The organism is Chelatococcus albus (genome assembly GCF_030067675.1).
GTDB classification, from domain to species: Bacteria; Pseudomonadota; Alphaproteobacteria; order Rhizobiales; family Beijerinckiaceae; genus Chelatococcus_A; species Chelatococcus_A albus.
In genome coordinates, this window is record NZ_JASJEV010000001.1 from 462038 (window position 1) to 482307 (window position 20270).

20 protein-coding genes and 2 tRNA genes are annotated in these 20270 nt (G+C 67.7%); 4 read left to right on the plus strand and 18 right to left on the minus strand.

Translation table 11 applies throughout. The features are described 5' to 3' along the window. The first annotated feature begins 19 nt into the window (after window positions 1-19). Window positions 20-883, plus strand: coding sequence for a 3-mercaptopyruvate sulfurtransferase (gene sseA, locus QNA08_RS02085; RefSeq protein ID WP_283739013.1), 864 nt, complete (start codon window positions 20-22; stop codon window positions 881-883). Between the two features lie 125 nt (window positions 884-1008). Here sseA and QNA08_RS02090 read toward each other — a convergent pair whose 3' ends face one another. The 5 genes from QNA08_RS02090 to QNA08_RS02110 all read right to left on the minus strand — a co-directional run bounded on the left by QNA08_RS02090 (window position 1009) and on the right by QNA08_RS02110 (window position 6538). Then, window positions 1009-1512 (minus strand): hypothetical protein, encoded by a 504-nt coding sequence (locus QNA08_RS02090; protein WP_283739014.1) that lies wholly within the window; start codon window positions 1510-1512, stop codon window positions 1009-1011. A gap of 402 nt (window positions 1513-1914) precedes the next feature. Then, a complete protein-coding gene (locus QNA08_RS02095; RefSeq protein ID WP_422679845.1) occupies window positions 1915-2694 on the minus strand; it encodes an amino acid ABC transporter ATP-binding protein in 780 nt (259 codons plus the stop codon). Between the two features lie 30 nt (window positions 2695-2724). Next, window positions 2725-3885: an amino acid ABC transporter permease gene (locus QNA08_RS02100; protein ID WP_283739015.1), complete on the minus strand. Its 1161-nt coding sequence runs from the start codon at window positions 3883-3885 to the stop codon at window positions 2725-2727. Between the two features lie 10 nt (window positions 3886-3895). Further along, window positions 3896-5077, minus strand: coding sequence for an amino acid ABC transporter permease (locus QNA08_RS02105; RefSeq protein ID WP_422679846.1), 1182 nt, complete (start codon window positions 5075-5077; stop codon window positions 3896-3898). A 444-nt stretch (window positions 5078-5521) separates the two neighbouring features. Next, on the minus strand, window positions 5522-6538 hold the full coding sequence (locus QNA08_RS02110; protein ID WP_283739017.1) for an amino acid ABC transporter substrate-binding protein: 1017 nt from the start codon (window positions 6536-6538) through the stop codon (window positions 5522-5524). A 337-nt stretch (window positions 6539-6875) separates the two neighbouring features. On the opposite strand from QNA08_RS02110, the gene metC reads away from it, so the two are divergent. Beyond that, on the plus strand, window positions 6876-8075 hold the full coding sequence (metC, locus tag QNA08_RS02115; protein ID WP_283739304.1) for a cystathionine beta-lyase: 1200 nt from the start codon (window positions 6876-6878) through the stop codon (window positions 8073-8075). Window positions 8076-8139: 64 nt separating this feature from the next. On the opposite strand, the gene QNA08_RS02120 is transcribed toward metC, so the two are convergent. The 12 genes from QNA08_RS02120 to arsC form a co-directional block, all read right to left on the minus strand. Then, a complete protein-coding gene (locus QNA08_RS02120) occupies window positions 8140-8487 on the minus strand; it encodes a lipid-A-disaccharide synthase N-terminal domain-containing protein (RefSeq protein WP_283739018.1) in 348 nt (115 codons plus the stop codon). After that, window positions 8487-9227, minus strand: a complete 741-nt coding sequence (locus QNA08_RS02125) for a glycosyltransferase family 2 protein (RefSeq protein ID WP_283739019.1) — start codon at window positions 9225-9227, stop codon at window positions 8487-8489. Before QNA08_RS02125 ends, QNA08_RS02120 begins: the two co-directional genes overlap by 1 nt. Window positions 9228-9359: 132 nt before the next feature. Further along, a complete protein-coding gene (locus QNA08_RS02130; protein ID WP_422679835.1) occupies window positions 9360-11072 on the minus strand; it encodes an ArnT family glycosyltransferase in 1713 nt (570 codons plus the stop codon). 115 nt (window positions 11073-11187) lie between these two features. Further along, window positions 11188-11264, minus strand: a tRNA-Arg gene (locus QNA08_RS02135). Window positions 11265-11288: 24 nt separating this feature from the next. After that, complete coding sequence (locus tag QNA08_RS02140; protein ID WP_283739020.1) at window positions 11289-11594, minus strand: ETC complex I subunit; 306 nt, start codon at window positions 11592-11594, stop codon at window positions 11289-11291. 43 nt (window positions 11595-11637) lie between these two features. Then, window positions 11638-11714, minus strand: a tRNA-Pro gene (locus tag QNA08_RS02145). A gap of 94 nt (window positions 11715-11808) precedes the next feature. Continuing rightward, on the minus strand, window positions 11809-12282 hold the full coding sequence (locus tag QNA08_RS02150; protein ID WP_283739021.1) for a DUF192 domain-containing protein: 474 nt from the start codon (window positions 12280-12282) through the stop codon (window positions 11809-11811). Further along, on the minus strand, window positions 12282-12911 hold the full coding sequence (locus tag QNA08_RS02155) for a cold-shock protein (RefSeq protein ID WP_283739022.1): 630 nt from the start codon (window positions 12909-12911) through the stop codon (window positions 12282-12284). The genes QNA08_RS02150 and QNA08_RS02155 overlap by 1 nt, the downstream gene beginning before the upstream one ends. 138 nt (window positions 12912-13049) lie before the next feature. Further along, window positions 13050-13769, minus strand: coding sequence for an SIR2 family NAD-dependent protein deacylase (locus QNA08_RS02160; protein ID WP_283739306.1), 720 nt, complete (start codon window positions 13767-13769; stop codon window positions 13050-13052). 198 nt (window positions 13770-13967) lie between these two features. Continuing rightward, entirely contained in the window at window positions 13968-14612 is a 645-nt protein-coding gene (gene eda / locus QNA08_RS02165; RefSeq protein ID WP_283739023.1) for a bifunctional 4-hydroxy-2-oxoglutarate aldolase/2-dehydro-3-deoxy-phosphogluconate aldolase, read from the minus strand. Window positions 14613-14879: 267 nt separating this feature from the next. Next, window positions 14880-16373 carry a glucose-6-phosphate dehydrogenase gene (gene zwf / locus QNA08_RS02170; protein ID WP_283739307.1) on the minus strand — a complete coding sequence of 498 codons (1494 nt, stop codon included), beginning with the start codon at window positions 16371-16373 and terminating at the stop codon, window positions 14880-14882. 254 nt (window positions 16374-16627) lie between these two features. After that, the gene (arsC, locus tag QNA08_RS02175) at window positions 16628-17026 is read right to left on the minus strand and encodes an arsenate reductase (glutaredoxin) (RefSeq protein WP_283739024.1); all 399 of its coding nucleotides are present in this window, start codon (window positions 17024-17026) and stop codon (window positions 16628-16630) included. Here arsC and QNA08_RS02180 point away from each other — a divergent pair. Then, window positions 17025-18038: a heparan-alpha-glucosaminide N-acetyltransferase gene (locus QNA08_RS02180; RefSeq protein WP_283739308.1), complete on the plus strand. Its 1014-nt coding sequence runs from the start codon at window positions 17025-17027 to the stop codon at window positions 18036-18038. The genes arsC and QNA08_RS02180 overlap by 2 nt on opposite strands. 431 nt (window positions 18039-18469) lie before the next feature. Then, on the plus strand, window positions 18470-19081 hold the full coding sequence (locus tag QNA08_RS02185; RefSeq protein WP_283739025.1) for a transglutaminase-like cysteine peptidase: 612 nt from the start codon (window positions 18470-18472) through the stop codon (window positions 19079-19081). 103 nt (window positions 19082-19184) lie between these two features. Here the strand turns inward: QNA08_RS02185 and QNA08_RS02190 are convergent, their stop codons facing one another. After that, window positions 19185-20234 carry a TRAP transporter substrate-binding protein gene (locus tag QNA08_RS02190; RefSeq protein ID WP_283739026.1) on the minus strand — a complete coding sequence of 350 codons (1050 nt, stop codon included), beginning with the start codon at window positions 20232-20234 and terminating at the stop codon, window positions 19185-19187. Window positions 20235-20270 lie beyond the last annotated feature (36 nt).

The following is a 20270-nucleotide window of genomic DNA, read 5'->3' on the forward strand; positions in this document are numbered from 1 at the left end:
CCGAGCAACGGATGATACGATGAACCCTTCCCCTCATCTCGTGTCCACGGACTGGCTCGCCGAGCGGCTGAAGGCCCCGGATCTCGTTGTCATCGACGGCTCGTGGTACCTTCCGACCCAGGCGCGCGACCCCGAGGCGGAATACCGCGCGGGCCACATTCCCGGCGCCGTGCGCTTCGACATCGATACGATCCGCGACGCCTCCTCGCCGCTGCCCCACATGATGCCCCGGCCGGAAGCTTTCGCCGCCGCCGTCGGGCAGCTCGGCATCGGCGACGGCATGCGCGTCGTCATTTACGACGGCGCCGGCCTCTTCGCAGCCGCACGTGTCTGGTGGATGTTCCGCACCTTCGGCGCCCGCGATGTCACGATCCTCGACGGCGGCCTGCCGAAGTGGATCGCCGAAGGCCGGCCGCTCGAGGAGGGGGCCGTCACGCGCAGCCCGCGCACCTTTACAGCGCGCCTCGACCACGGCGCGGTGGCGGACATCGCCGACGTCCGCAAGGCGCTCGAGAAGGGGTCGGCCCAGGTCGTCGACGCCCGGCCGGCTGACCGCTTCCGCGGCGAGGCGCCCGAGCCGCGGCCGGGCCTGCGCGCCGGCCATATGCCCGGCAGCCTCAACGTTCCCTTCTCGGAGGTGGTCGCCGACGGCCGCCTGAAGTCACCGGAAGCCCTGAGCGCCGCCTTCGCCGCCGCGGGCGTCGACCTCAACCGTCCGGTCATCACGAGCTGCGGCTCAGGCGTCTCCGCCGCCATCCTCGCCCTGGCGCTGGAAACCACGGGGCGGCCGGTGAAGGCGCTCTACGACGGCTCATGGGCGGAATGGGGCGCGCGCGACGACTGCCCCGTGGCGACAGGCCCTGCTGCCAAGGCTGCCGGCTGACGGCCGCCACGCCCACGCGACCGGTCAGCCTGCAATGGGGCGAAATCGCCCGATTGCAGCAAAGTCGGTCGATATCAATGGCTGGGGCCTGATCCTGCCCAACAAGCGGGATCCACGTCTCGGCATCATGCTCGAGGCGCCTGCGGGCTCGTGCGCCGGTAGGCGCCGAGGACGATGGCGAGCGTGATGATCGCCTCGGCCATGAACCAGGGGCCGACCAGGCGGTCGAAGCCGGTCGCCCCGAGCTCCGTATCGATCAGGCCGTAGACATGGCCCCCGCAGGGACAGCGGTTCTCGACCGTCGCCACAAGGCTCAGCCGTGCCGCCCAGACGAGTTGGAACAGCCCGAGCCCTCCCGTTCCGAGGAGCAGTCGGCGCTGCCCGGCGGCGATCTCGGCCTGCGACAGGGCGAGCCATCCCACCACGAAGAACGGCGCCGAGGCGAAGGCGCCGACAGCCAGCGCCTCCGTCCAGCACTGCGAGCAGCCGGTGATGATCGTCGACACGAAGGCGATCGCGGCGCCGACGACGAGCGCAGCCGTCGCCACGTAGAGGCCGCGTCGTCCGAGCAGGAAGGAAACGGTGACGGCGAGCACGAGGCCGAGGAGGACGACGAAGACGAGGCGCATCGCGGCGACCTTCCGGCAGGTCGGCTACGCCGAAGGTTCGCTTGCCCGCGGCGGCCGTGATCTCCGCGGACGCGGAATCACGCCCGCACCAGCCATTGTGCCCGTTCGGGGCACCCGGCGCGAGGCCCCGTTACCGCAATGCTGTCGCTGGCTGGCGACGGCCGCCAGGGCCCGTCGCTCCAGAACCCGTCGAGCGACGATCGACATGGGCGGGCCCTCGCAAGTGGCTTGCGAACCGCTCCCGGTCACCCGGAATCGGCGCCAGAGGCTGTCCGGATCCGCAGACGATCCCGGTCGGGGTGATGGCTTCGTCCTCGTCGCGCCTTGCGGATCACCCGCATGGGTTCTGCCCCAGGCTCGGCCGTCGGCCGCCCTGAGGCGACGCAGGCACGCCTTGCCCTGTCAGTGCAGGATCTGGCTGAGGAAGAGCTTGGTGCGCTCGTGCTGGGGATGGGCGAAGAACTCGCTCGGCGTGTTCATCTCCACGATCTGGCCGGCGTCCATGAAGATGACGCGGTTCGCCACCTGCTTGGCAAAGCCCATCTCGTGCGTGACGCAGAGCATGGTCATGCCCTCCTGCGCCAGCGACACCATGGTGTCGAGCACCTCCTTCACCATCTCCGGATCGAGCGCCGAGGTCGGCTCGTCGAACAGCATGATCTTCGGGCTCATGCACAGCGAGCGGGCGATGGCCACCCGCTGCTGCTGCCCGCCGGAGAGCTGGCCGGGATATTTGTGCGCCTGCTCCGGGATCTTGACGCGCTTGAGGTAGTGCATCGCCACCTCCTCCGCCTCCTTCTTCGGCATCTTCTTCACCCAGATCGGGGCGAGCGTGCAGTTCTCCAGGATGGTCAGGTGCGGGAACAGGTTGAAGTGCTGGAAGACCATGCCGACATCGCGGCGGATCTCGTCGATGCGCTTCAGGTCGTTGGTCAGCTCCACGCCGTCGACGACGATGCGCCCCTGCTGGTGCTCCTCCAGCCGGTTGATGCAGCGGATCATCGTCGACTTGCCCGAGCCCGACGGCCCGCAGATGACAATCCGCTCCCCCCGCTTCACATGCAGGTTGATGTCCTTCAGCACATGGAACTCCCCGTACCACTTGTGAACGCCGATCATGTCCACGGCGATCTCGGTCTTCAGGGCGACCGGCTTCAGGTGGGCGGGTTTGTCAGCGGTCATGCTCATGGTGGTCGTGCTCATGGTTTTGGCTCACCGTTTCTGTCCGGCCGCAAGGCGTCGCTCGACGGCGAGCGAGTAGCGCGACATGCCGTAGCAGCAGATGAAGTAGAAGATCGCGGCGAAGGCATAGCCCGTCGCCCGGGTGACGGGCGTCGCCCAGGTCGGATCGACCAGCGTGGCCTCGACCGTCTTCAGGAGGTCGAAGATGCCGACGATCGACACCAGCGTCGTGTCCTTGAACAGGCCGATGAAGGTGTTGACGATGCCCGGGATGACGATGCGCAGCGCCTGCGGCAGGATGATGAGGCGCATCATCTGCCAGTAGCCGAGGCCGAGCGACATCGCACCCTCGTACTGCCCCTTCGGGATCGCCTGCAGCCCGCCGCGCACGACCTCCGCCATGTAGGCCGACGCGAAGAGCGCCACGCCGACCAGTGGCCTGAGCAACCTGTCGGGGCTCATGTTCCCCGGCAGGAAGAGCGGCAGCATCGTGTTGGCCATGAACAGCACGGTGATCAGCGGCACGCCACGCACGATCTCGATGAAGATCACGCTGACGAGCCTGACGACCGGCAGCTTGGAGCGTCGCCCCAGCGCAAGCAGGATGCCGAACGGAAGCGAGAAGACGATGCCGACGAGTGACACGAGGAGGGTGACGAGGATGCCGCCCCACAGCGACGTGTCCACGCGCTCGATGTTGAAGGTGTCCGATCCCCTGAGCAGCAGGAAGGAAGCGATGGGGAAGATGACGAAGAAGTAGAACGCTCCGAGGTTGCGCCGCGGCGCATCGAGCCACAGCATCCAGGCGATGCCGACCGCCCCCAGAAGGAACACGATGTTGACGCGCCAGCGCAGGTCGAAGGGGTAGGAGCCGTAGACGAAATAGAAGATCTTCGCCTTCACGTAGGCCCAGCAGGCGCCAACCTCCTGGCCTCCGTCGGCGAGGCAGGCAGTGCGGTCCTGACCGTCCCATACCGCGTCGAAGATGAAGAACTTCGCGAGCGGCGGCACGACCGAATAGACGACATAGAGCGCGATCAGCGTGAGCAGCGCATTCGCGGGGGACGAGAACAGATGTTCGCGCACCCAGGCGATCCAGCCGCGTGCCAATGTCGGCGGAGGCTGCGTGTCGACCGGCGCGGCGCGGACATAGGCCACGGAATGGGCGACGGGTTCGGTTGCAATGGCCATGACCGTGCCCTCACCGTTCGACGATCGCCACGCGGCGATTGTAGATGTTCATGACGAGCGACGTGACGAGGCTGATCGTCAGATAGACGGCCATCGTGATGGCGATAACCTCCACCGCCTGGCCCGTCTGGTTCAGCACCGTGCCCATGAAGACCTGCACCAGGTCCGGGTAGCCGATGGCGACGGCGAGCGACGAGTTCTTGGTCAGGTTGAGATATTGGCTCGTCAGCGGCGGCACGATCACGCGCATGGCCTGCGGGATGACGACGAGGCGCAGCGTCGGCCCGTTGCGCAGACCCAGCGAATGCGCAGCCTCCGTCTGTCCCCTGGAAACGGCCAGGATGCCCGCCCGCACGATCTCGGCGATGAAGGCCGCCGTGTAGGTGACGAGGCCAACGAGCAGCGCCACGAATTCCGGGAAGATCTGCAGGCCACCGGCGAAGTTGAAGCCACGCAGGCTCGGATAGTTGAGCGTGATCGGGCTTCCGGCCGCGAAGAAGGTGACGACCGGCAGGCCAATGATCAGGCCGAGCGCCACAAGGCCGACGGGAAACTGCCGGCCCGTCGCTTCCTGCTGCTTGCGCGCCCAGATGCGGAAGGCGATCGAGCCGGCGATGCCGGCGACGAGCGCCCAGCCGATGAAGCCGGCACCGGCGCCGAACACCGGATCGGGCATGAACAGGCCGCGGTTGTTGAGGTAGAAGCCGGCGCCGAGGTCGAGCGACTGGCGCGGAGGGGGCAGCGGCTTGAGGACCGCGTTGTACCAGATGAAGAGCTGCAGCAGCAGCGGCACGTTGCGGATCATCTCCACATAGACCTTGGCGACCTTGGCCACGATCCAGTTTGAGGAGAGACGCGCGATGCCGACGACGAAGCCGAGGATCGTGGCGAGCACGATGCCGATGGCGGCGACGAGCAGCGTGTTCAGAAGGCCGACGATGAAGGCCTCACCATAGGTCGACGTCGCCGCGCTATAGGCAATGAGCCTCTGGTTGATGTCGAAGCCGGAGGTCGTCGACAGGAAGCCGAATCCGGAGGCGATCTTGGCGGCGCGCAGGTTCTCGATGGCGTTCGAGGCCGCGCTGTAGATCAGAAACGTCAGACCGAGGACGAGGAGGAGCTGATAGGCGAGCCCCCTGACGCGAGGATCGTAGAAGAGCGATCCGCGGGGAGGAGCCGCCGTCTGCGGAATGCTGGACACTGAAGCCCCCTTCCGAACCGAGAAGGACCGTGCAACCGGCTGCACGGATAATACCTGCACGGATCATGCCGCACAGGCACGCTGGGGATGAACGCCCACTAGCGAACGATTGGCAGAGACGAGACTACGGCAGTCGCGCCGGCGAGCAGCTTCACAGTGTCGAGCGCAACAAGGCGGCCATCGGCGAGAGGGTACGTAGAAACGCCGCCCTCCGCCACAGTGCTTGTGGCGTGGATCTGCATCAAGTCTTCCCTTTTTGCCGGACCCCGCGCGGCGGTGCATCCGGACTTAACCCCTGGAGATCTTGTTGTTGCGGGCCGCAACCGACCGCCCATCGGCAGATCGGCGCGAGCCCGGCGGCCCCTTATAGTGCCGACGAAAGAAAAGATAAACCGTCCCGGCCGGGCGGCCGGGACGGATGCAAAGCCAGAGGCTTCAGCGAACCGGTGGCGCGTATTGGATGCCGCCCTTCGTCCAGAGCGCATTCAGGCCGCGCTTGATCTTGAGCTTGGAGCCCTCGCCCACGTTCTTCTCGAAGATCTCGCCGTAGTTGCCGACATGCTTGACGATGCGCACGACCCAGTCGTTCGTCAGGCCGATGGACTCGCCGAACTTGCCCTCGGTGCCGAGCAGCCGCTTCACCTCTGGGTTGTCCGACTTCGCCATGTCCGCGACGTTCGCCTTCGTCACGCCGAGTTCCTCGGCGTTGAGCATGGCGAAATGCGTCCACTTGACGATATCGAACCACTGGTCGTCGCCATGGCGCACGAGCGGCCCGAGCGGCTCCTTGGAGATGATCTCCGGCAGCACGATGTGCTCGTCCGGGCTCGTCAGCTTGAGGCGTTCGGCATAGAGGCCCGAGGCGTCGGTCGTGAAGGCGTCGCACCGCCCGGCGTCATAGGCCTTGACGGTCTCGTCCGACGTGGCGAAGGCCACGACCTCGTACTTGATCTTGTTGGCGCGGAAGAAGTCGGCGAGGTTGAGCTCGGTCGTCGTGCCCTGCTGCGTGCAGACGGACGCGCCGTTGAGCTCGAGCGCCGAGGAGACGCCGAGCTTCTTGCGCACCATGAAGCCCTGGCCGTCGTAATAGTTGACGCCCGCGAAATTGAGGCCGAGCGACGTGTCGCGCGACATCGTCCATGTCGAGTTGCGGACGAGGACATCCACCTCGCCCGACTGCAGCGCCGTGAAGCGGTCCTTGGCCGACAGCGGCACGAACTTGACCTTGGTGGGATCGTCGAAGATCGCGGCCGCGATGGCGCGGCAGAGATCGACGTCGAGGCCGGTCCAGTTGCCCTTGTCATCCGGCACGCCGAAACCGGCGAGGCCGGTGTTCGATCCGCACTGCAGGACGCCACGCTGCTTGACCTGATCGAGCGTCGCGGCCGAGGCCGCGGAAGCCGCGAGGCCGGCAACGACGCCAAAGGCGATCGAAGCGATTGCCCGTTTCATCTTTCTTCGTCTCCCACTCTGTATGCTGTTATTCGCGGCGACCCGGCCGATCGGCAGCCGTCTCTCTCGTCTGGCTGAGCCGCGCGAACATGACCGGCCGGCCTGGCGTCTGAAGGACGATTCGCAATGGACGCCCGCTCGGAGCATCCGCCTCGCGCTTAGCCCCACCGCGCGAACCGAAACGGCACGCCCCGGCATCTCATGCGAGATTGATGCGGTGGTCAAGGGCCGCCTTTGCGTCGCCCTCAGGTTATAATCGAGCCAATTCATAGCCTTGACGAGGTGGCTTCACGCGGGCCAAAGGAGGGGCGACGTGTCCAGCCGGTGGTATCTGCCCATGCGCAAGCTTTCCGATGCCGACCTCGCCCGCCTGCGCGAACGCACGCGCCTTGTCCACGCTGGCCGCAATCCCGAAGAGCAGTTCGGCTTCGTCAACACCCCGGTCTACCGCGGCTCGACGGTGCTCTACCCCTCCGTCGACAAGCTTCTCGACCGCAACGCGCGCTTCACCTACGGCACCAAGGGCACCCCGACCACGGAAGCCCTCGAGACGGCCTGGACGCAGCTCTGCGGCGCGGCCGGCTCGGTCGCGGTTCCCTCCGGGCTTGCAGCCGTGACCCTTGTGCTCACCGCCTATCTGAGCTCCGGCGATCACCTGCTCATGACGGATTCGGTCTATCGGCCGACGCGCCAGTTCTGCGACGGCGTCCTGAAGCGCATGGGCATCGAGACGACCTTCTACGACCCCTCCGTCGGCCGCGGCATCGCCGATCTGATGCGCCCGAACACGAAGATGGTCTTCACAGAGGCACCGGGCTCGCAGTCCTTCGAGATGCAGGACATTCCGGCCATCGCCGAGGTGGCGCACGCCAAGGGCGCCATCGTCGCCATGGACAACACCTGGGCGACGCCGCTCTTCTTCCCGCCGCACGAGCGCGGCGTGGACGTCGCCATTGAGGCCGGCACGAAATATCTCGGCGGCCATTCCGATATCCTGCTCGGCCTCGTCTCCGCCAATGCGCGCGCCTGGCCCGCCCTGCGCGAGACCTTCGAGGCGTTCGGCATGTGCCCGGGCCCCGAGGACGTCTTCCTCGCCCTGCGCGGACTGCGCACGCTCGCACTTCGCCTGAAGGAGGCCGAACACCAGGCCCTCGCCATGGCCGAATGGCTCGCCGCCCGCCCCGAGGTCCAGACCGTCCTGCATCCCGCGCTGCCGACCTGCCCGGGGCACGACATCTGGAAGCGCGATTTCCTGGGGGCGTCGGGGCTCTTCTCGGTCATCCTGAAGCCGGCGCCGCGCCGCGCGGTCGCCGCCATGCTGGATGGCCTGCAGCTCTTCGGCCTCGGCTTCTCCTGGGGCGGCTTCGAAAGCCTCATCATCCCCTTCGACTGCTCGAGCTACCGCACGGCGACGCAGTGGAACCCGGGCGGCCCCGCGCTTCGGCTGCAGATCGGCCTCGAGGACCTCGACGACCTGAAGGCCGATCTCGACGCCGGCTTCGAGCGCCTGCGGCGCGAGGCAGCCGCCGCGGCCTGAGGCTTCGGCGCAGATCGTGGTCACGCCGGGCCGGCACGAGAAAGGAGCCGGCCCCTTTCCGCGGTTACTCGGCCGTGGCGCGCCCCAGGCGGCCGCGCACGCGCCGCTCCCGCTGGATGAGCATCAGGTTGCGCGCGTAGATGAAGATGCTCAGCGACTGGCCGAGAATGATCACCGGCTCGCGCTGGTGAAAGCCGTAGGCGAGCGTGATGAGGCCGCCGCCGATCGAGAAGAACCAGAAGGCGAGCGGCACGACGCTGCGCCCCTCGCGCTCGCTCGCCAGCCACTGCACGATGAAACGCATGGCGAACAGCGCCTGTCCGAACAGGCCGAGCGCGAGCCACAGATCGAAACGCGCAATGAAGACGTCGTAGAGGTAGCCGCCGACATCCTGCGATAACTTGATCAACATCAATTCAGCTCCTCGACGGCCGGCACGCGCCTGCGGCGCGCGATGAGCCACCGCACGCCGACGAGATCCCGGATTCCCACCCACAGCCTGTCGAAGAATCCGTATTTCGACTGCCCGGCCATGCGCGGCCGGTCGACCACATCCACACGAACGATCTCGTAGCCCTCGCGCCGGACGAGCGCCGGCATGAAGCGATGCAACGCATCGAAATAGGGCAGCGCGAGATAGACCTCGCGGTGGAAGGCCTTCAGGCCGCACCCCGTATCGCGCGTGCCGTCCTTCAGGACACGGCTGCGCACCGCATTGGCGATGCGCGACTGCAATTTCTTGAAGCCCGTGTCCTTGCGACCCACCCGCTGGCCCTGGGCCAGCCCGACGCGGGGGCCGCCCGCTTCCAACGCGGCAACGAGCCGCGGGATGAAGGCCGGATCGTTCTGCCCGTCGCCGTCGAGCGTCACGACGATCGGCGCCCTGGCCGCCCGCACGCCCGAACGCACGGCCGCGCTCTGGCCGCAGGATTGCACATGCCGCAGGCGCCGCAGCCAGGGACGCTGAGCCGCGAGACTGGCGAGTTCGGCCGGTGTCGCGTCTGTCGAGCCGTCGTCGACATAGATGACCTCGAAGCCGCCGAGCGCGGCGCAGGCGGCCTCGATCTCCGCGACGAGCGGAGCAACATTGCCGGCCTCGTTCTTCACCGGCACGACGACACTGAGGCGCGGCGGGGCCGCAGGCGAGTTCATGGCATTCATGCTTGACCTTTGCGGGAGCGGCGCACCCTGCTCCAAGGATTCCCTTCTTGCAAGCGGGCCGGCCCGTCCTGCGGCCCCGTTGAATTCCTTCGCCCCGGCCGCCCTCCTGCGGCGCGGATGGGCTTACGGTTTGACGGCATAGACCGCGATGTCGAGCGCGCGACCGCCGTTGATGTTGAAGCCGGGCACCCGCGTCACGAGTGTCGGCGCGAGCCCCGCGCCTGCCGCCTGGGCAGCGAAGGCGCCCTCCTCCCGGCGCTCGACGAAGGCCATGCGGCACCCGCCCTGCCCGAGGAATCGCGCCGCGCCTGCTCCGTCCTCCATGACGAGCTCGGTGCCGACGAGAAAGACGAGGCTCGGCTCGCGGTAGCCGCTTGTCACGAAGGCCGGCGAGGCGCAGTCGAGCGCCCGCGCCACGGCGGCGAGCCGCGGCGAGAGCTGCAGTGAGCGCAGCACCGGCTGCGTCAGGCCGAAGACCGCGACCGACAGTGCGACGGACGCGACACAGCCGAGGAGCGCGGTGCCGATGGCGTCGTCCCGCCGGAAGGCGCTCCACCCCCATACGGCGAACCCGACGGCGACCGCAAAGGCGGGCAAGGCCACATAGGGCAGCGTGCCGTCGAACTTGAGGGCGAAGCCCGCGAGCCCCGCGGCGAGCCCGACGGGGATGAAGGGGATGAGAAGCGCAACGAGGCTCGCTCCCGGGCGCTGCCGGCTGATGGCACCGGCCATCAATGCGCCGGCGGTGAGCATGGCGACGGCGGGATAGAGGGGCAGGACATAATGCGGCAGCTTGGTCGGCACGGCCTCGAAGACGAGCCAGGACGGCACGAGCCAGGCAAGGCAGAAGGCGACCCACGGTTCGCGCCGCGTGCGCCAGACGAAGGGAATGGCGATGGCCGCGAGCGCAGCCACGGGCCAGAAGGTGCCGAAGAAAACGAGGAGATAGAGGCCGGGCGGCCCCCAGTGCTTTTCCTGGCCGCTGCCAACCTTGGCCAGCATGTCCCTGCCCACGGCCTCCTCGAAGAAGGCACCGCCCGTCTTGAGGGCGATGGCAACGAACCACGGCAGCACGACGAGGAGCACGACGACGAGGCCGAGCCCTGGCCGCAGGGCGAGCAGCCAACGCCCGGAACGTTCGCGTACACTGAGCACGAGGGCGGCAAGGCCCGCGATCATCGGCGCGATCGGCCCCTTGATCAGGATCGCAATGGCCATCGCCCCCCAGAACGCGAGGAGTGTCACGGGCCCAGGCTGAGCCTCGCGCCGCAGGTAGACCCGCGCGAGCCCTCCCATAACGGTCACAGAACAGGCCGACAGGAAGGCATCGGTCTTCGCGAGCCGCGCCTCCACGCCGAGGAGGATGGAGGCGCCCATGAAGGCCGCTGCCAGAAAGGCGGCGCGGCGGCCGACGACGCCGAGCGCTGCCCAGTAGGTGAGGAGCACCATGGCGAGCGCGCCGGCGAGCGACGGCAACCGGTAGAGCGCGATCGTCGTGCGCGCCTCCGGCACGCCCAGCGCCTCGGCGGCGGCCACCGTCGCGCTCTGCAGCCAGTAGATGCCGACCGGCTTCTTGTGCCGCGCCTCGTCCTGGAAGCGGATATCGACGAAATCCCCCGTCTCCAGCATCTGCTTCGAGGCCTGGGCGAAGCGCGGCTCGTCGCGGTCCATCGGCTGCAGCGAAGCGAAACCCGGCAGGAAGGCCGCGAGCGACAGGAGAAGGAGAATGGCGAGCGCGCGCGCGTGGCTCGCCTCGACGAAGGCGAGGCAGCGCCCGCTGAAGCCCCGCATCGACGCCCCGAGGGTGCTGCGGCCGTCGTCGGCGATCACGCGCATGAATGGTTCCCGTTTCTGCCACCGGCGCCGGAACCCAACGGCGAAACGCATGGCGATTTGATGGCGATGCCCGCCCACGGACGCCGGCGAGGCGCGGCGGACGCGGCCGAAAACATGGCGACCCCGGCAGGATTCGAACCTGCGACCAACAGCTTAGAAGGCTGCTGCTCTATCCAGCTGAGCTACGGGGCCATGTGCCGCTGCCTGGTGCAGCTGTCAATGTGTCCAGGGGGCGACGCGGCTGAACTTGAAGTTGTCCGAATAGGACATGGGGCGGCGCGCCGGCTCCTTCGGCTCCTCGACGCGGTAGGGGATGCCGTTGCGCGTGGCGTAGGCCACCGCCTCCTCCTTCGTGTCGAACCACAGCTTGACCTGCTGGCGCATGTCGCTCGAGCTCGTCCAGCCCATCAGCGGCTCGACCTCCCGCGGGCGCTCCGGCTCGAATTCCAGGAGCCAGCGCTTCGTCTTCGCCGTCCCGGACTGCATAGCCGTCTTGGCAGGCTTGTAGATGCGTGCGGTCATCGTGCGTCGCGCCGTGTTGCTCAATCCCTACCCTGGTGGAGGCTGGTCGGGGCAGCAGGATTTGAACCTGCGACCCTCTGCTCCCAAAGCAGATGCGCTACCAGACTGCGCTATGCCCCGCCACCACCGGGTGCCTCGATCTCCTAGTGGCTATGCTCCCGCCACGCAAGTGCCGCACCCGCCACCGCGCCCGTCGTCGCCGCGTCCACCCGCGCTACCGGCGGCCGAAGATCGGGTGTTCGACCCTGTCCCCTGGCTTGGCGCCGATGCGCGTCGCGGTTCCCGCATTCAGCTCCAGCACACCGAGCACCGGTTCTCCGGAGGGGATGATGCGTGTCGACATCGGCTCGGTGTGCTCGGCAATGCGGGCGATGGTGCCGTCGGCGCGGATGAACAGCATGTCGAGGGGAATGTAGGTGTTCTGCATCCACATCGACACCGGTTGCACGCTGCCGAAGTCGAACAGCATGCCGCGGTCGGCGGGCAGGTGGCGGCGCTCCATCAACCCCCTCGCCCGCTCCGCCTCGGTGCGCATCACCTCGACGGAAAAGGCGTGCCTGCCCGAAGCGGTGACGACGCCGAGCGTCTCGAGGGATTGCGCCTGCGCCGCGATCGCAGCGAGCCCCACGAGGAGGGCGAGCGCGAGCCCCGCCCACGCCCCGGGCCGGCCGGACCGCGCGCCGCCCATCAGTGCGACGACGGCGCCGCGCCGCCGTCGAGCGGGCGAACCTCGGCCGCCATCAGCCCCTTCGGGCCGTCGCCGTAGCGCACCAGCACCACCTCGCCCGGCTTGATCTCCATCAGGCCGAAACGACGGAGGGTCTCCATGTGGACGAAGATGTCGGGCGTGCCGTCGCCACGCGTCAGGAAGCCGAAGCCGCGCAGCCGGTTGAACCACTTCACCACCGCCCGCTCGAGCCCGCTCGTCGGCACCACGGTGACATGCGTGCGCGCCGGGATCTCCGAGGGGTGGAGCGCGGTCGAGTCGTCCATGGACAGGATGCGGAAGACCTGCAGCCCCCGTGCACGGCGCACCGCCTCGCACACGACGCGCGCGCCCTCGTTGGCGGTCTGGTAGCCGTCGCGCCGCAGCGAGGTCACGTGCAGCAGGACGTCGGGCAGACCGTTGTCCGGGACGATGAAGCCGAAGCCCTTCGCCACGTCGAACCATTTGACGCGGCCTGCGATCTCGACGAGATCGAGCGGCCGCTCCTCCCCCAGCCCGTCGGACGCGACGAGGCCGGCTCGTCCGTTCTGCTCCCCTTGCTGGAGGGGCGCCTTGGGACGAAAATTGCTCGAGCCAAAATCGTCGGACATGGAAACCACCACTCGAATCGCAAAATGCGATTCACGAGGGAAGGATAACATCCGGTTTACGACCGCAAAGCCTCAAACATCAATCTTCCACCAGGACTTCCGCGGGCGATCTAGGCAAAGAAATTGTTGCGCCCCGGTCTATACAACTGCAGATAGTGGCGCGAGCACCGTGCCGATGTCGGCGTTGATGACGAGATCCGCCACGCCGTCGAGAGGTGTCGGCTCGGCATTGACGATGACGAGGCGCGCACCGTTGCGTTTGGCGAGCAAGGGAAACTCCGCCGCCGGATGCACGACGAGGGATGATCCGACCGCGACGACGAGGTCACAGGCGAGCGCGAGCCGCGTGGCGCGCCGCATCGCCTGCTCCGGCATCGCCTGGCCGAAGGAGACGGTCGCGGACTTCACCACGCCGCCGCAGGATCGGCAGGTCGGCGCCCTTCCCGACGCCTCGAACCGCCAGCGCACGTCGGCGAGCTCGTGCCGCGTGCCACAGTCGAGGCAGGTGGCGTAGGTGCCGTTGCCATGCAGCTCGACCACCTTGTCGGCCGGCACGCCGGCTGCCTGATGCAGGCCGTCGATGTTCTGCGTCACGATCGCAGGCATCCGTCCGGCGGCGACGAGCCCAGCCAAGGCCCTGTGTCCGCGCCCGGGCGTGGCGTGGCCGTAGAGATCGTCCATGGCGAACTTCCGGCGCCAGGCCTCGCAGCGCGCCTCCTCGCTCGCCATGAAGAGGTCGAAGGGAATCGGGCTGTTGACTCGCCACGGGCTGCCGGGCGAACGGAAGTCGGGCACGCCGCATTCTGTCGAGATGCCTGCTCCCGTGAAGCCCAGAACAGCGCGCGAACCCGCCACCATTGCTGCGAGCTCGGCGATGTCGGCCTGAAGATCCGCGTCGATCGTCACCGGGCTCGCTCCCCTCGAACGACGGCAGCCGTGCAGATGCCGCATGATCGCCTCAGATAGGCATGCGACCGCCCGCCTGCGAGAGCCCTGCGCGCCGGCTGCCGGCCATCATGCCCCCCTTCCGGCACGCGCACGACGAATGAAAGCGGTTCAGCGCCCGCGAACGGCATCCACCGCCAGGCGTGCTGTCCGCGCCTCGTCGCGAATGACGGCCCAGTCGCGATCGGTGACCGCCTTGGCGGGCGCGAGCCACGTGCCGCCGACGCACATGACGGAAGGCACTGACAGATAGTCGCCGAGATTGGCCGAGGTGACGCCCCCCGTCGGGCAGAAGCGGGTGTCGGGAAACGGGCCGGACAAGGCACGCAGCATGGCGACGCCGCCGGCGAGCTCGGCGGGAAAGAACTTGAGGTTGGTCCGGCCGCAGCCGACCGCGCGCATGACGTCCGAGGCGGTGGCGACCCCCGGCAGCCACGGCATGCCCGCGGCTTCCGCTGCTTCGTGCAGCGCCTCGCTGAAGCCCGGACTTACGGAAGCAAGCGCGCCGGCGTCCCTGACGGCGGCGAACTGCGCCGGGTGCAAGACCGTGCCGGCGATGACGAGCATGTCCGGGCAGGAGCGCGCGATGGCCGCGATCGCCCTCACCCCTGCTTCGGTCCGGAGCGTCAGCTCGATGACGTCGATGCCGCCATCGAGCAGCGCCTGTGCGACGGGAACCGCGGTCTCCGCGTCCGGCACCGTGACCACCGGCACGACGCCACATGCCGCGATGCGCTCCAGAAAGCCGTCCTGCATGCTCTGAACCCTTCCTCCTTGCCCGGCGCCGGTCCTCGCGAGGCCAACACCTGTTGCCGCGGGGTCATCCGCGACGGGAATGATCTCGCGGGCAAATACGTCGAGACGACGGACGGCCCGGGGGCGACCAGCCTGTCGCGGACGGATCCACCCGCATCCGGCGCAGCGATAAACGCGCCGAGGGCACAGTTCAATCGATTTAACAAACATGCCCCGCCGGCAACGCGGAAGGCCGCCGCCGAACGGGGCGACGGCGCCACCTGCCGGTCAGAGCCCACCGTCCGACTCCGCCCAGCTACGGCCTTCACGCTCGATCATGCCGATGGACTGGGACGGGCCCCATCCGCCGGCCTGATAGCGGTGCGGCACGGCGTAGTACTCGTGCCAGCCTTCGACGATGGGGTCGATCCAGCTCCACGCCGCCTCCACCTCGTCGCGACGCATGAACAGCGTCTGGTCGCCGCGGATGACGTCGGTGAGCAGGCGCTCGTAGGCGTCCGGCGTGCGCATGTCGAAGGCCGTCTCGTATTTGAGGTCGAGCGTGCGCGGCACGAGCTTCAGGCGGCCGCTGCCAGGGACCTTCATCATCATCTGCAGCCGCAGGCCGTCGTTGGGCTGCAAGCGGATGATGAGCCGGTTCGCCTCGAGCGCCGTGCGGCTGTCGCGCGCCGGGAAGATCGAATGCGGCACGGGCTTGAAGGTCACCACGATCTCGGAGCAGCGCTCCGCCATGCGCTTGCCCGTGCGCAGGTAGATGGGCACGCCGGCCCAGCGCCAGGTGTCGAGCTCGCAGCGCAGCGCCGCGAAGGTCTCCGTCATGCTCTCGTGGCCGAGTTCCTGCAGGTAGCCCGGCACGGGCCGCCCGTCGACGGAGCCGGCGCCGTACTGGCCGCGCACGGTCTTCGTCAGCACCTCGGAGCCGGCGATCGGGCGCAGCGCGCGCAGTACGCGCACCTTCTCGTCGCGCACCGCGTCGGCGTCCAGCGTGTTCGGCGGCTCGATGGCGAAGAGGCATAGGAGCTGCAGCACGTGGTTCTGCACCATGTCGCGCAGCGCGCCCACCTGGTCGTAATAGCCGGCGCGCTTCTCGAGCCCCACGGTCTCGGCGCAGGTGATCTGCACGTGGTCGATGTCGCGCGACGACCAGGAACGCTCGAACAGGGTATTGGCGAAGCGCAGCACGAGGAGGTTCTGCACCGTCTCTTTGCCGAGATAGTGGTCGATGCGATAGGTGCGCGCCTCCGGCAGCACTTCACCGATCGCGCCGTTGATGGCGCGCGCCGAGCGCAGGTCGTGCCCGAGGGGCTTCTCGAGGATCAGGCGTCCGCCGTTCTCCAGGAGCCCGTGCAGGGCGAGGTTGCGGCCGATGGGCACGAAGAGATCGGGCGGCGTCGACAGATAGAAGGCGCGCACGCGCTCCCCATCCGACAGGACCTTTTCCAGCTCCTTGAAGCTGTCCGGCTCCTTGGCGTCGACGCGCACCGGCACCAGCATGGGCAGGAAGGCGTCGATCTCCCGCTGGCTGAGACCGTCTTCCTTCAGACGCTCGGCGACGAGGCGGGCGAGATCGTCCTCGCTGCCCACGCGGCGCACGACGCCGACGACGCGGCTGCCGGCCGGCAGCACCCCCTCCGCCAGGCGTCGCGCCAGTGCCGGAAAGAGCTTGCGCAGGGCGAGATCGCCGGTCGCCCCGAAGATGACGAGATCGAAGACGGGAACGGGTGTGCGCTCTGGCAGCAACTGCGGGTACTCGATCTGCATGTCCATTGCGCGTGCCCCCCTCTCACCTCGAGGCCCGCCTCGCCGCGTCACCGTCGCCCAGCGAACGGATAATGCGGCGGCGGCGCCCATCCGGATGAATCTGCCGGCATCTTCGCTCCCGCCTCCGCCCCGAGGCAACTGCGTGACGCACGCTTCGCGCGCCCGGAGCACTGGTCTGCTGTCGGCATGCAACAGGCGCCGGCGCCGGAGCCCTCGCGGGCATGTCGGCCCCCGGGTCAGGTCGGAGACGTCCATCAGCCCGCCGCATCCGATCGCGGCAGGGGCAGGATGCGATCGCGTTCCTCCGGCGGACGGCACAGCGCCGCACCCCAGGGCGTCACGACGATGGGGCGGTTGAGCAGGATGGGATGGGCGAGCACGGCCTCGATCAGGTCGTCGTCCGTCGCGTCCGGAGCGTCGAGCCCCAGCTCGTGACAGGGTGTGCCCTTCTCGCGCAGGAGCCCCCGCATCGGCAGCCCCGTGCGCTGTTGCAGCTCGAGGAGCGTCACGCGCGTCGGCGTCTTCAAATATTCGACGACCATCGGCTCGATGCCGGCGGCCTGGATGCGTGCGAGCACTTTGCGCGACGTGCCACAGGCCGGGTTGTGGTAGACCGTGACGGCGACATCCCTCGCCCGCTCCGCCTGCATCATGGCCGTGACCTCCTCGGCACCCCTGAACGCTCCGCCCGCTGACGCCGCACCGACACCGCGCTATGCGATCGTCGACGTGGCTCGCGGCGTCGCGCTCCTTGCGATGGTCGTCTACCATTTCGCGTGGGATCTTTCCTTCCTGCGTCTGATCGAGACCAACATCGTCTCGGAGCCGTTCTGGCGGCTCCTCGCACGCGCCACGGCCGCCTCCTTCCTGGCGCTGGTGGGTGCGAGCCTCGTGCTCGCCCACCGGCGGGGCATCCGCTGGCGCCCCTTCCTGCGTCGCCTCGGCACTGTTGCGCTCGCGGCCGCCGGCATCACGCTGGCCACGCGCCTCACCTTTCCCGACAGTTACATCTTCTTCGGCATCCTGCATTGCATCGCCCTGTCGAGCGTTCTCGCCCTCCCCTTCCTGCGTCTGCCGCTCACCGTTACCGCCACGGCTGCGCTCGGCGCCCTTGCGGCTCCCTCCCTGCTTGCCGCCCCGGTCTTCGACACGCCTGCCCTGCAATGGCTCGGGCTGATGACCTATGCGCCGCGCACCAACGATTACGTTCCCATCTTCCCCTGGTTCGGAGCCGTGCTCTTCGGCATCGTCGTGGCTCGTCTGCTCCTTCAACATGCCGTCGAGACCCGCGCCTTCCTCTGGCGGCCAACCGCAAGGCCCGGGCGGTTCATCGCCTTCGCGGGCCGGCACACGCTCGTCGTCTATCTCCTTCACCAGCCGGTTCTCCTCGGCACGCTCTTCCTGGTCGCCGCGGCTCTCGGACCGAACGAAGCGGCAGAGACGGCTCCCTTCCTGCGCAGTTGCGAAGCGAGCTGCGTCGCGAGCGGCTGGCCGCAGCAGACGTGTGGCCGTTATTGCTCTTGCGTCACGCGCGACCTGAAGACGAGCGGCCTTTGGGCCGACGTGCTGCGCGACCGGCTGGACGACGAGAAGCGCGAGCGCCTCGCCGCCATCACGCACCAGTGCCGGCCCGGAGTGGATGAACTGCCAGGTGAAAGCAAGTGAAACCCGACGCGGCGCCGACCGCGACGCAAGGGAACACGCGGCAAGCGACCGCACCCGACATCCCCACCCCGTACCGAATACTGCACCGACCCAACGGAACACAGAGCCACTCTCCACAACAAGATAAAACAATATAATCGAAATATAAGCGCATAGCCCATATGGTCAAAAACCATACAGAAACAACAATCGATCATGAATGCTTATATTCAAATAATAGACAAATCAAAAAAACAACATATTCCGCCCTAGAAAGATCTGTCGCGAACGCAGACCAATTTTGTCCATGTGAATACTATGATACCTATATCGTTATCGCCCGGACAACGAGGCCCAACCTGGGCCATTAAGGTCCCGTCAATCTCTTTGCCGGAGCATGCCCCCTCGACAACTCGCGCGTTCCCTGCCGTCGATCGAGAGAGGCTGCTGCCTTGAAACCCGCCCATCTCGCAGCGCTTCTCCTCGCGGCAGCCCCCACTGTTCTCGGCAGTTCGGGATCAGTACGCGCCATGGAGACATCGCCCCCCTTCCTGAATGCGATCCGGCCAGCGAGCGCGCCTGTCGGCTTCGGGCCGGCCTGCGCGGCTTACAGGTGGCTGTGCTCGAACGCCCAGGCGGTGGTCCGCTCCCTCGCGCCCCTCAACGACGCCCAGCTCCTCGCGGCGGCCAAGGCGGTGAATGTCGAGGTCAACGCCGCGATCCGCCAGGTCAACGACATCGACAACGTCGGGGTCGGCGAGCAATGGAGCCTGCCCGAGAACGGCACCGGCGACTGCGAAGACATCGCCATGCTGAAGATGAAGCTTCTGCAGGAGCGCGGCATCCCTGCCCGGCTCCTGTCGCTCGCCGTCGTCGTCAAGGATACGAACGAATCGCACGTCGTCCTGGTGCTGCGGACCCAGGCTGGCGACCACGTGCTCGACAACCTGACCAACCGGATCGCCCCATGGGCCGACACCGGATACACCTTCATCAAGATGCAGAACGCCGCCAACAAGCGCCAGTGGGACCTCATCGTCCTCGGTCCCCGCGCCCAGCGCTGAACGTCGGCTCGACGGCAGCGAGCCTCCCCCCGTTCGGGATCATCGCCGCAACGGCGGCCGGCCCTCCGCGCGAGGGGGCCGGCCGCATCATTCCGTTACACGCTCAGGCCTTGTCGTATTTGGCGACGAGCGCCTGCATCTCCTCGACGAGCTTGCCGCCGTCAGTGCCCTTGTCCTTCATCTGCGCAAGCCAGGCATCCGTCACCGGCCGCGTCGCCGCCTTCCAGCGCTCCAGCTCCGAGGCCGGCAGCGTGTAGACAGAATTGCTGCGCCGCTGCACGAGCGCCATCGCCTGCGGCACCATGTCGTCCCAGGCGCGCCCGGCCATGCTGGCGGCCAGCTGGCCGGAATTCCTGTCGAGCACGTCCTTCAGCTCCGCCGGCAGGCTCGCAAATCTTGCCTTGTTCATCGCGAGCAGATGCGTCGACGTGTAGAGCGTCGGCGAGCCCGGAATCTCCGTGTGGAACTTGACGAGCTCGTGGATCTTGAGGGCCGGCACCACCTCCCAGGGCACGAGGCAGCCGTCTAGCACGCCCTGAGCCAGGGACTCCGGCACCTGCGGGATCGGCATGCCGATGGCGTTGGCGCCGAGTGTCTTCAGCGCCTCGCCGGCGAGCCGCGCCGGAAAGCGGATCTTCAGGCCCTTGAGATCCTCCATGGTGCGGATCTCCTTGCGGGCATGGAAGACGTTGCGGTCGTTCGCCCAGACGCAGATCGGGTGCACCTCGTGCAGCTCGTCCTTGAGATGCTTCTCCGAGAATTCCTGGATGGCGCGCGAATTCACGATGCCGCGCTGCGCCCCGATGAAGGGCAGCTCGATCACCTCGATCTTCGGGAAGCGGCCGGGCGTGTTGCCCGGCAGGGTCCAGATGAGGTCGACGACGCCGTCGCGCGCCTGGTCGAAGAGTTGCGGCGGCGTGCCGCCGAGCTGCATCGACGGAAAGATCTGGATCTTCAGCCTGCCGCCGGATTCCGCCTCGATCTTCTTGCTCCACGGCAGCAGGAAATTCTGGTGGGCGTTGGAGGTGGCCGGCAGGAAGTGGTGCAGCTTCAGCACCACGTCGGCTGCCCGCGCCGGGCTTGCACGCAGGACAGCGGGAGCCGCGACGGCGCCGGCGGCGGAACTCAGGAACTGACGACGGTCGATGGCCATGGTTTCCTCTCCTCGCAAGCATGCCGGCCTTGACGG

Coding starts and splice junctions, on each gene's coding strand:
- sseA (WP_283739013.1), top strand. CDS start 20: ATGAACCCTTCCCCTCATCTCGTGTCCACGGACTGGCTCGCCGAGCGG.
- QNA08_RS02090 (WP_283739014.1), bottom strand. CDS start 1,512: ATGCGCCTCGTCTTCGTCGTCCTCCTCGGCCTCGTGCTCGCCGTCACC.
- QNA08_RS02095 (WP_422679845.1), bottom strand. CDS start 2,694: ATGACCGCTGACAAACCCGCCCACCTGAAGCCGGTCGCCCTGAAGACC.
- QNA08_RS02100 (WP_283739015.1), bottom strand. CDS start 3,885: ATGGCCATTGCAACCGAACCCGTCGCCCATTCCGTGGCCTATGTCCGC.
- QNA08_RS02110 (WP_283739017.1), bottom strand. CDS start 6,538: ATGAAACGGGCAATCGCTTCGATCGCCTTTGGCGTCGTTGCCGGCCTC.
- metC (WP_283739304.1), top strand. CDS start 6,876: ATGCGCAAGCTTTCCGATGCCGACCTCGCCCGCCTGCGCGAACGCACG.
- QNA08_RS02120 (WP_283739018.1), bottom strand. CDS start 8,487: ATGTTGATCAAGTTATCGCAGGATGTCGGCGGCTACCTCTACGACGTC.
- QNA08_RS02125 (WP_283739019.1), bottom strand. CDS start 9,227: ATGAACTCGCCTGCGGCCCCGCCGCGCCTCAGTGTCGTCGTGCCGGTG.
- QNA08_RS02130 (WP_422679835.1), bottom strand. CDS start 11,072: ATGCGCGTGATCGCCGACGACGGCCGCAGCACCCTCGGGGCGTCGATG.
- QNA08_RS02140 (WP_283739020.1), bottom strand. CDS start 11,594: ATGACCGCACGCATCTACAAGCCTGCCAAGACGGCTATGCAGTCCGGG.
- QNA08_RS02150 (WP_283739021.1), bottom strand. CDS start 12,282: ATGGGCGGCGCGCGGTCCGGCCGGCCCGGGGCGTGGGCGGGGCTCGCG.
- QNA08_RS02155 (WP_283739022.1), bottom strand. CDS start 12,911: ATGTCCGACGATTTTGGCTCGAGCAATTTTCGTCCCAAGGCGCCCCTC.
- QNA08_RS02160 (WP_283739306.1), bottom strand. CDS start 13,769: ATGGTGGCGGGTTCGCGCGCTGTTCTGGGCTTCACGGGAGCAGGCATC.
- eda (WP_283739023.1), bottom strand. CDS start 14,612: ATGCAGGACGGCTTTCTGGAGCGCATCGCGGCATGTGGCGTCGTGCCG.
- zwf (WP_283739307.1), bottom strand. CDS start 16,373: ATGCAGATCGAGTACCCGCAGTTGCTGCCAGAGCGCACACCCGTTCCC.
- QNA08_RS02180 (WP_283739308.1), top strand. CDS start 17,025: ATGGCCGTGACCTCCTCGGCACCCCTGAACGCTCCGCCCGCTGACGCC.
- arsC (WP_283739024.1), bottom strand. CDS start 17,026: ATGATGCAGGCGGAGCGGGCGAGGGATGTCGCCGTCACGGTCTACCAC.
- QNA08_RS02190 (WP_283739026.1), bottom strand. CDS start 20,234: ATGGCCATCGACCGTCGTCAGTTCCTGAGTTCCGCCGCCGGCGCCGTC.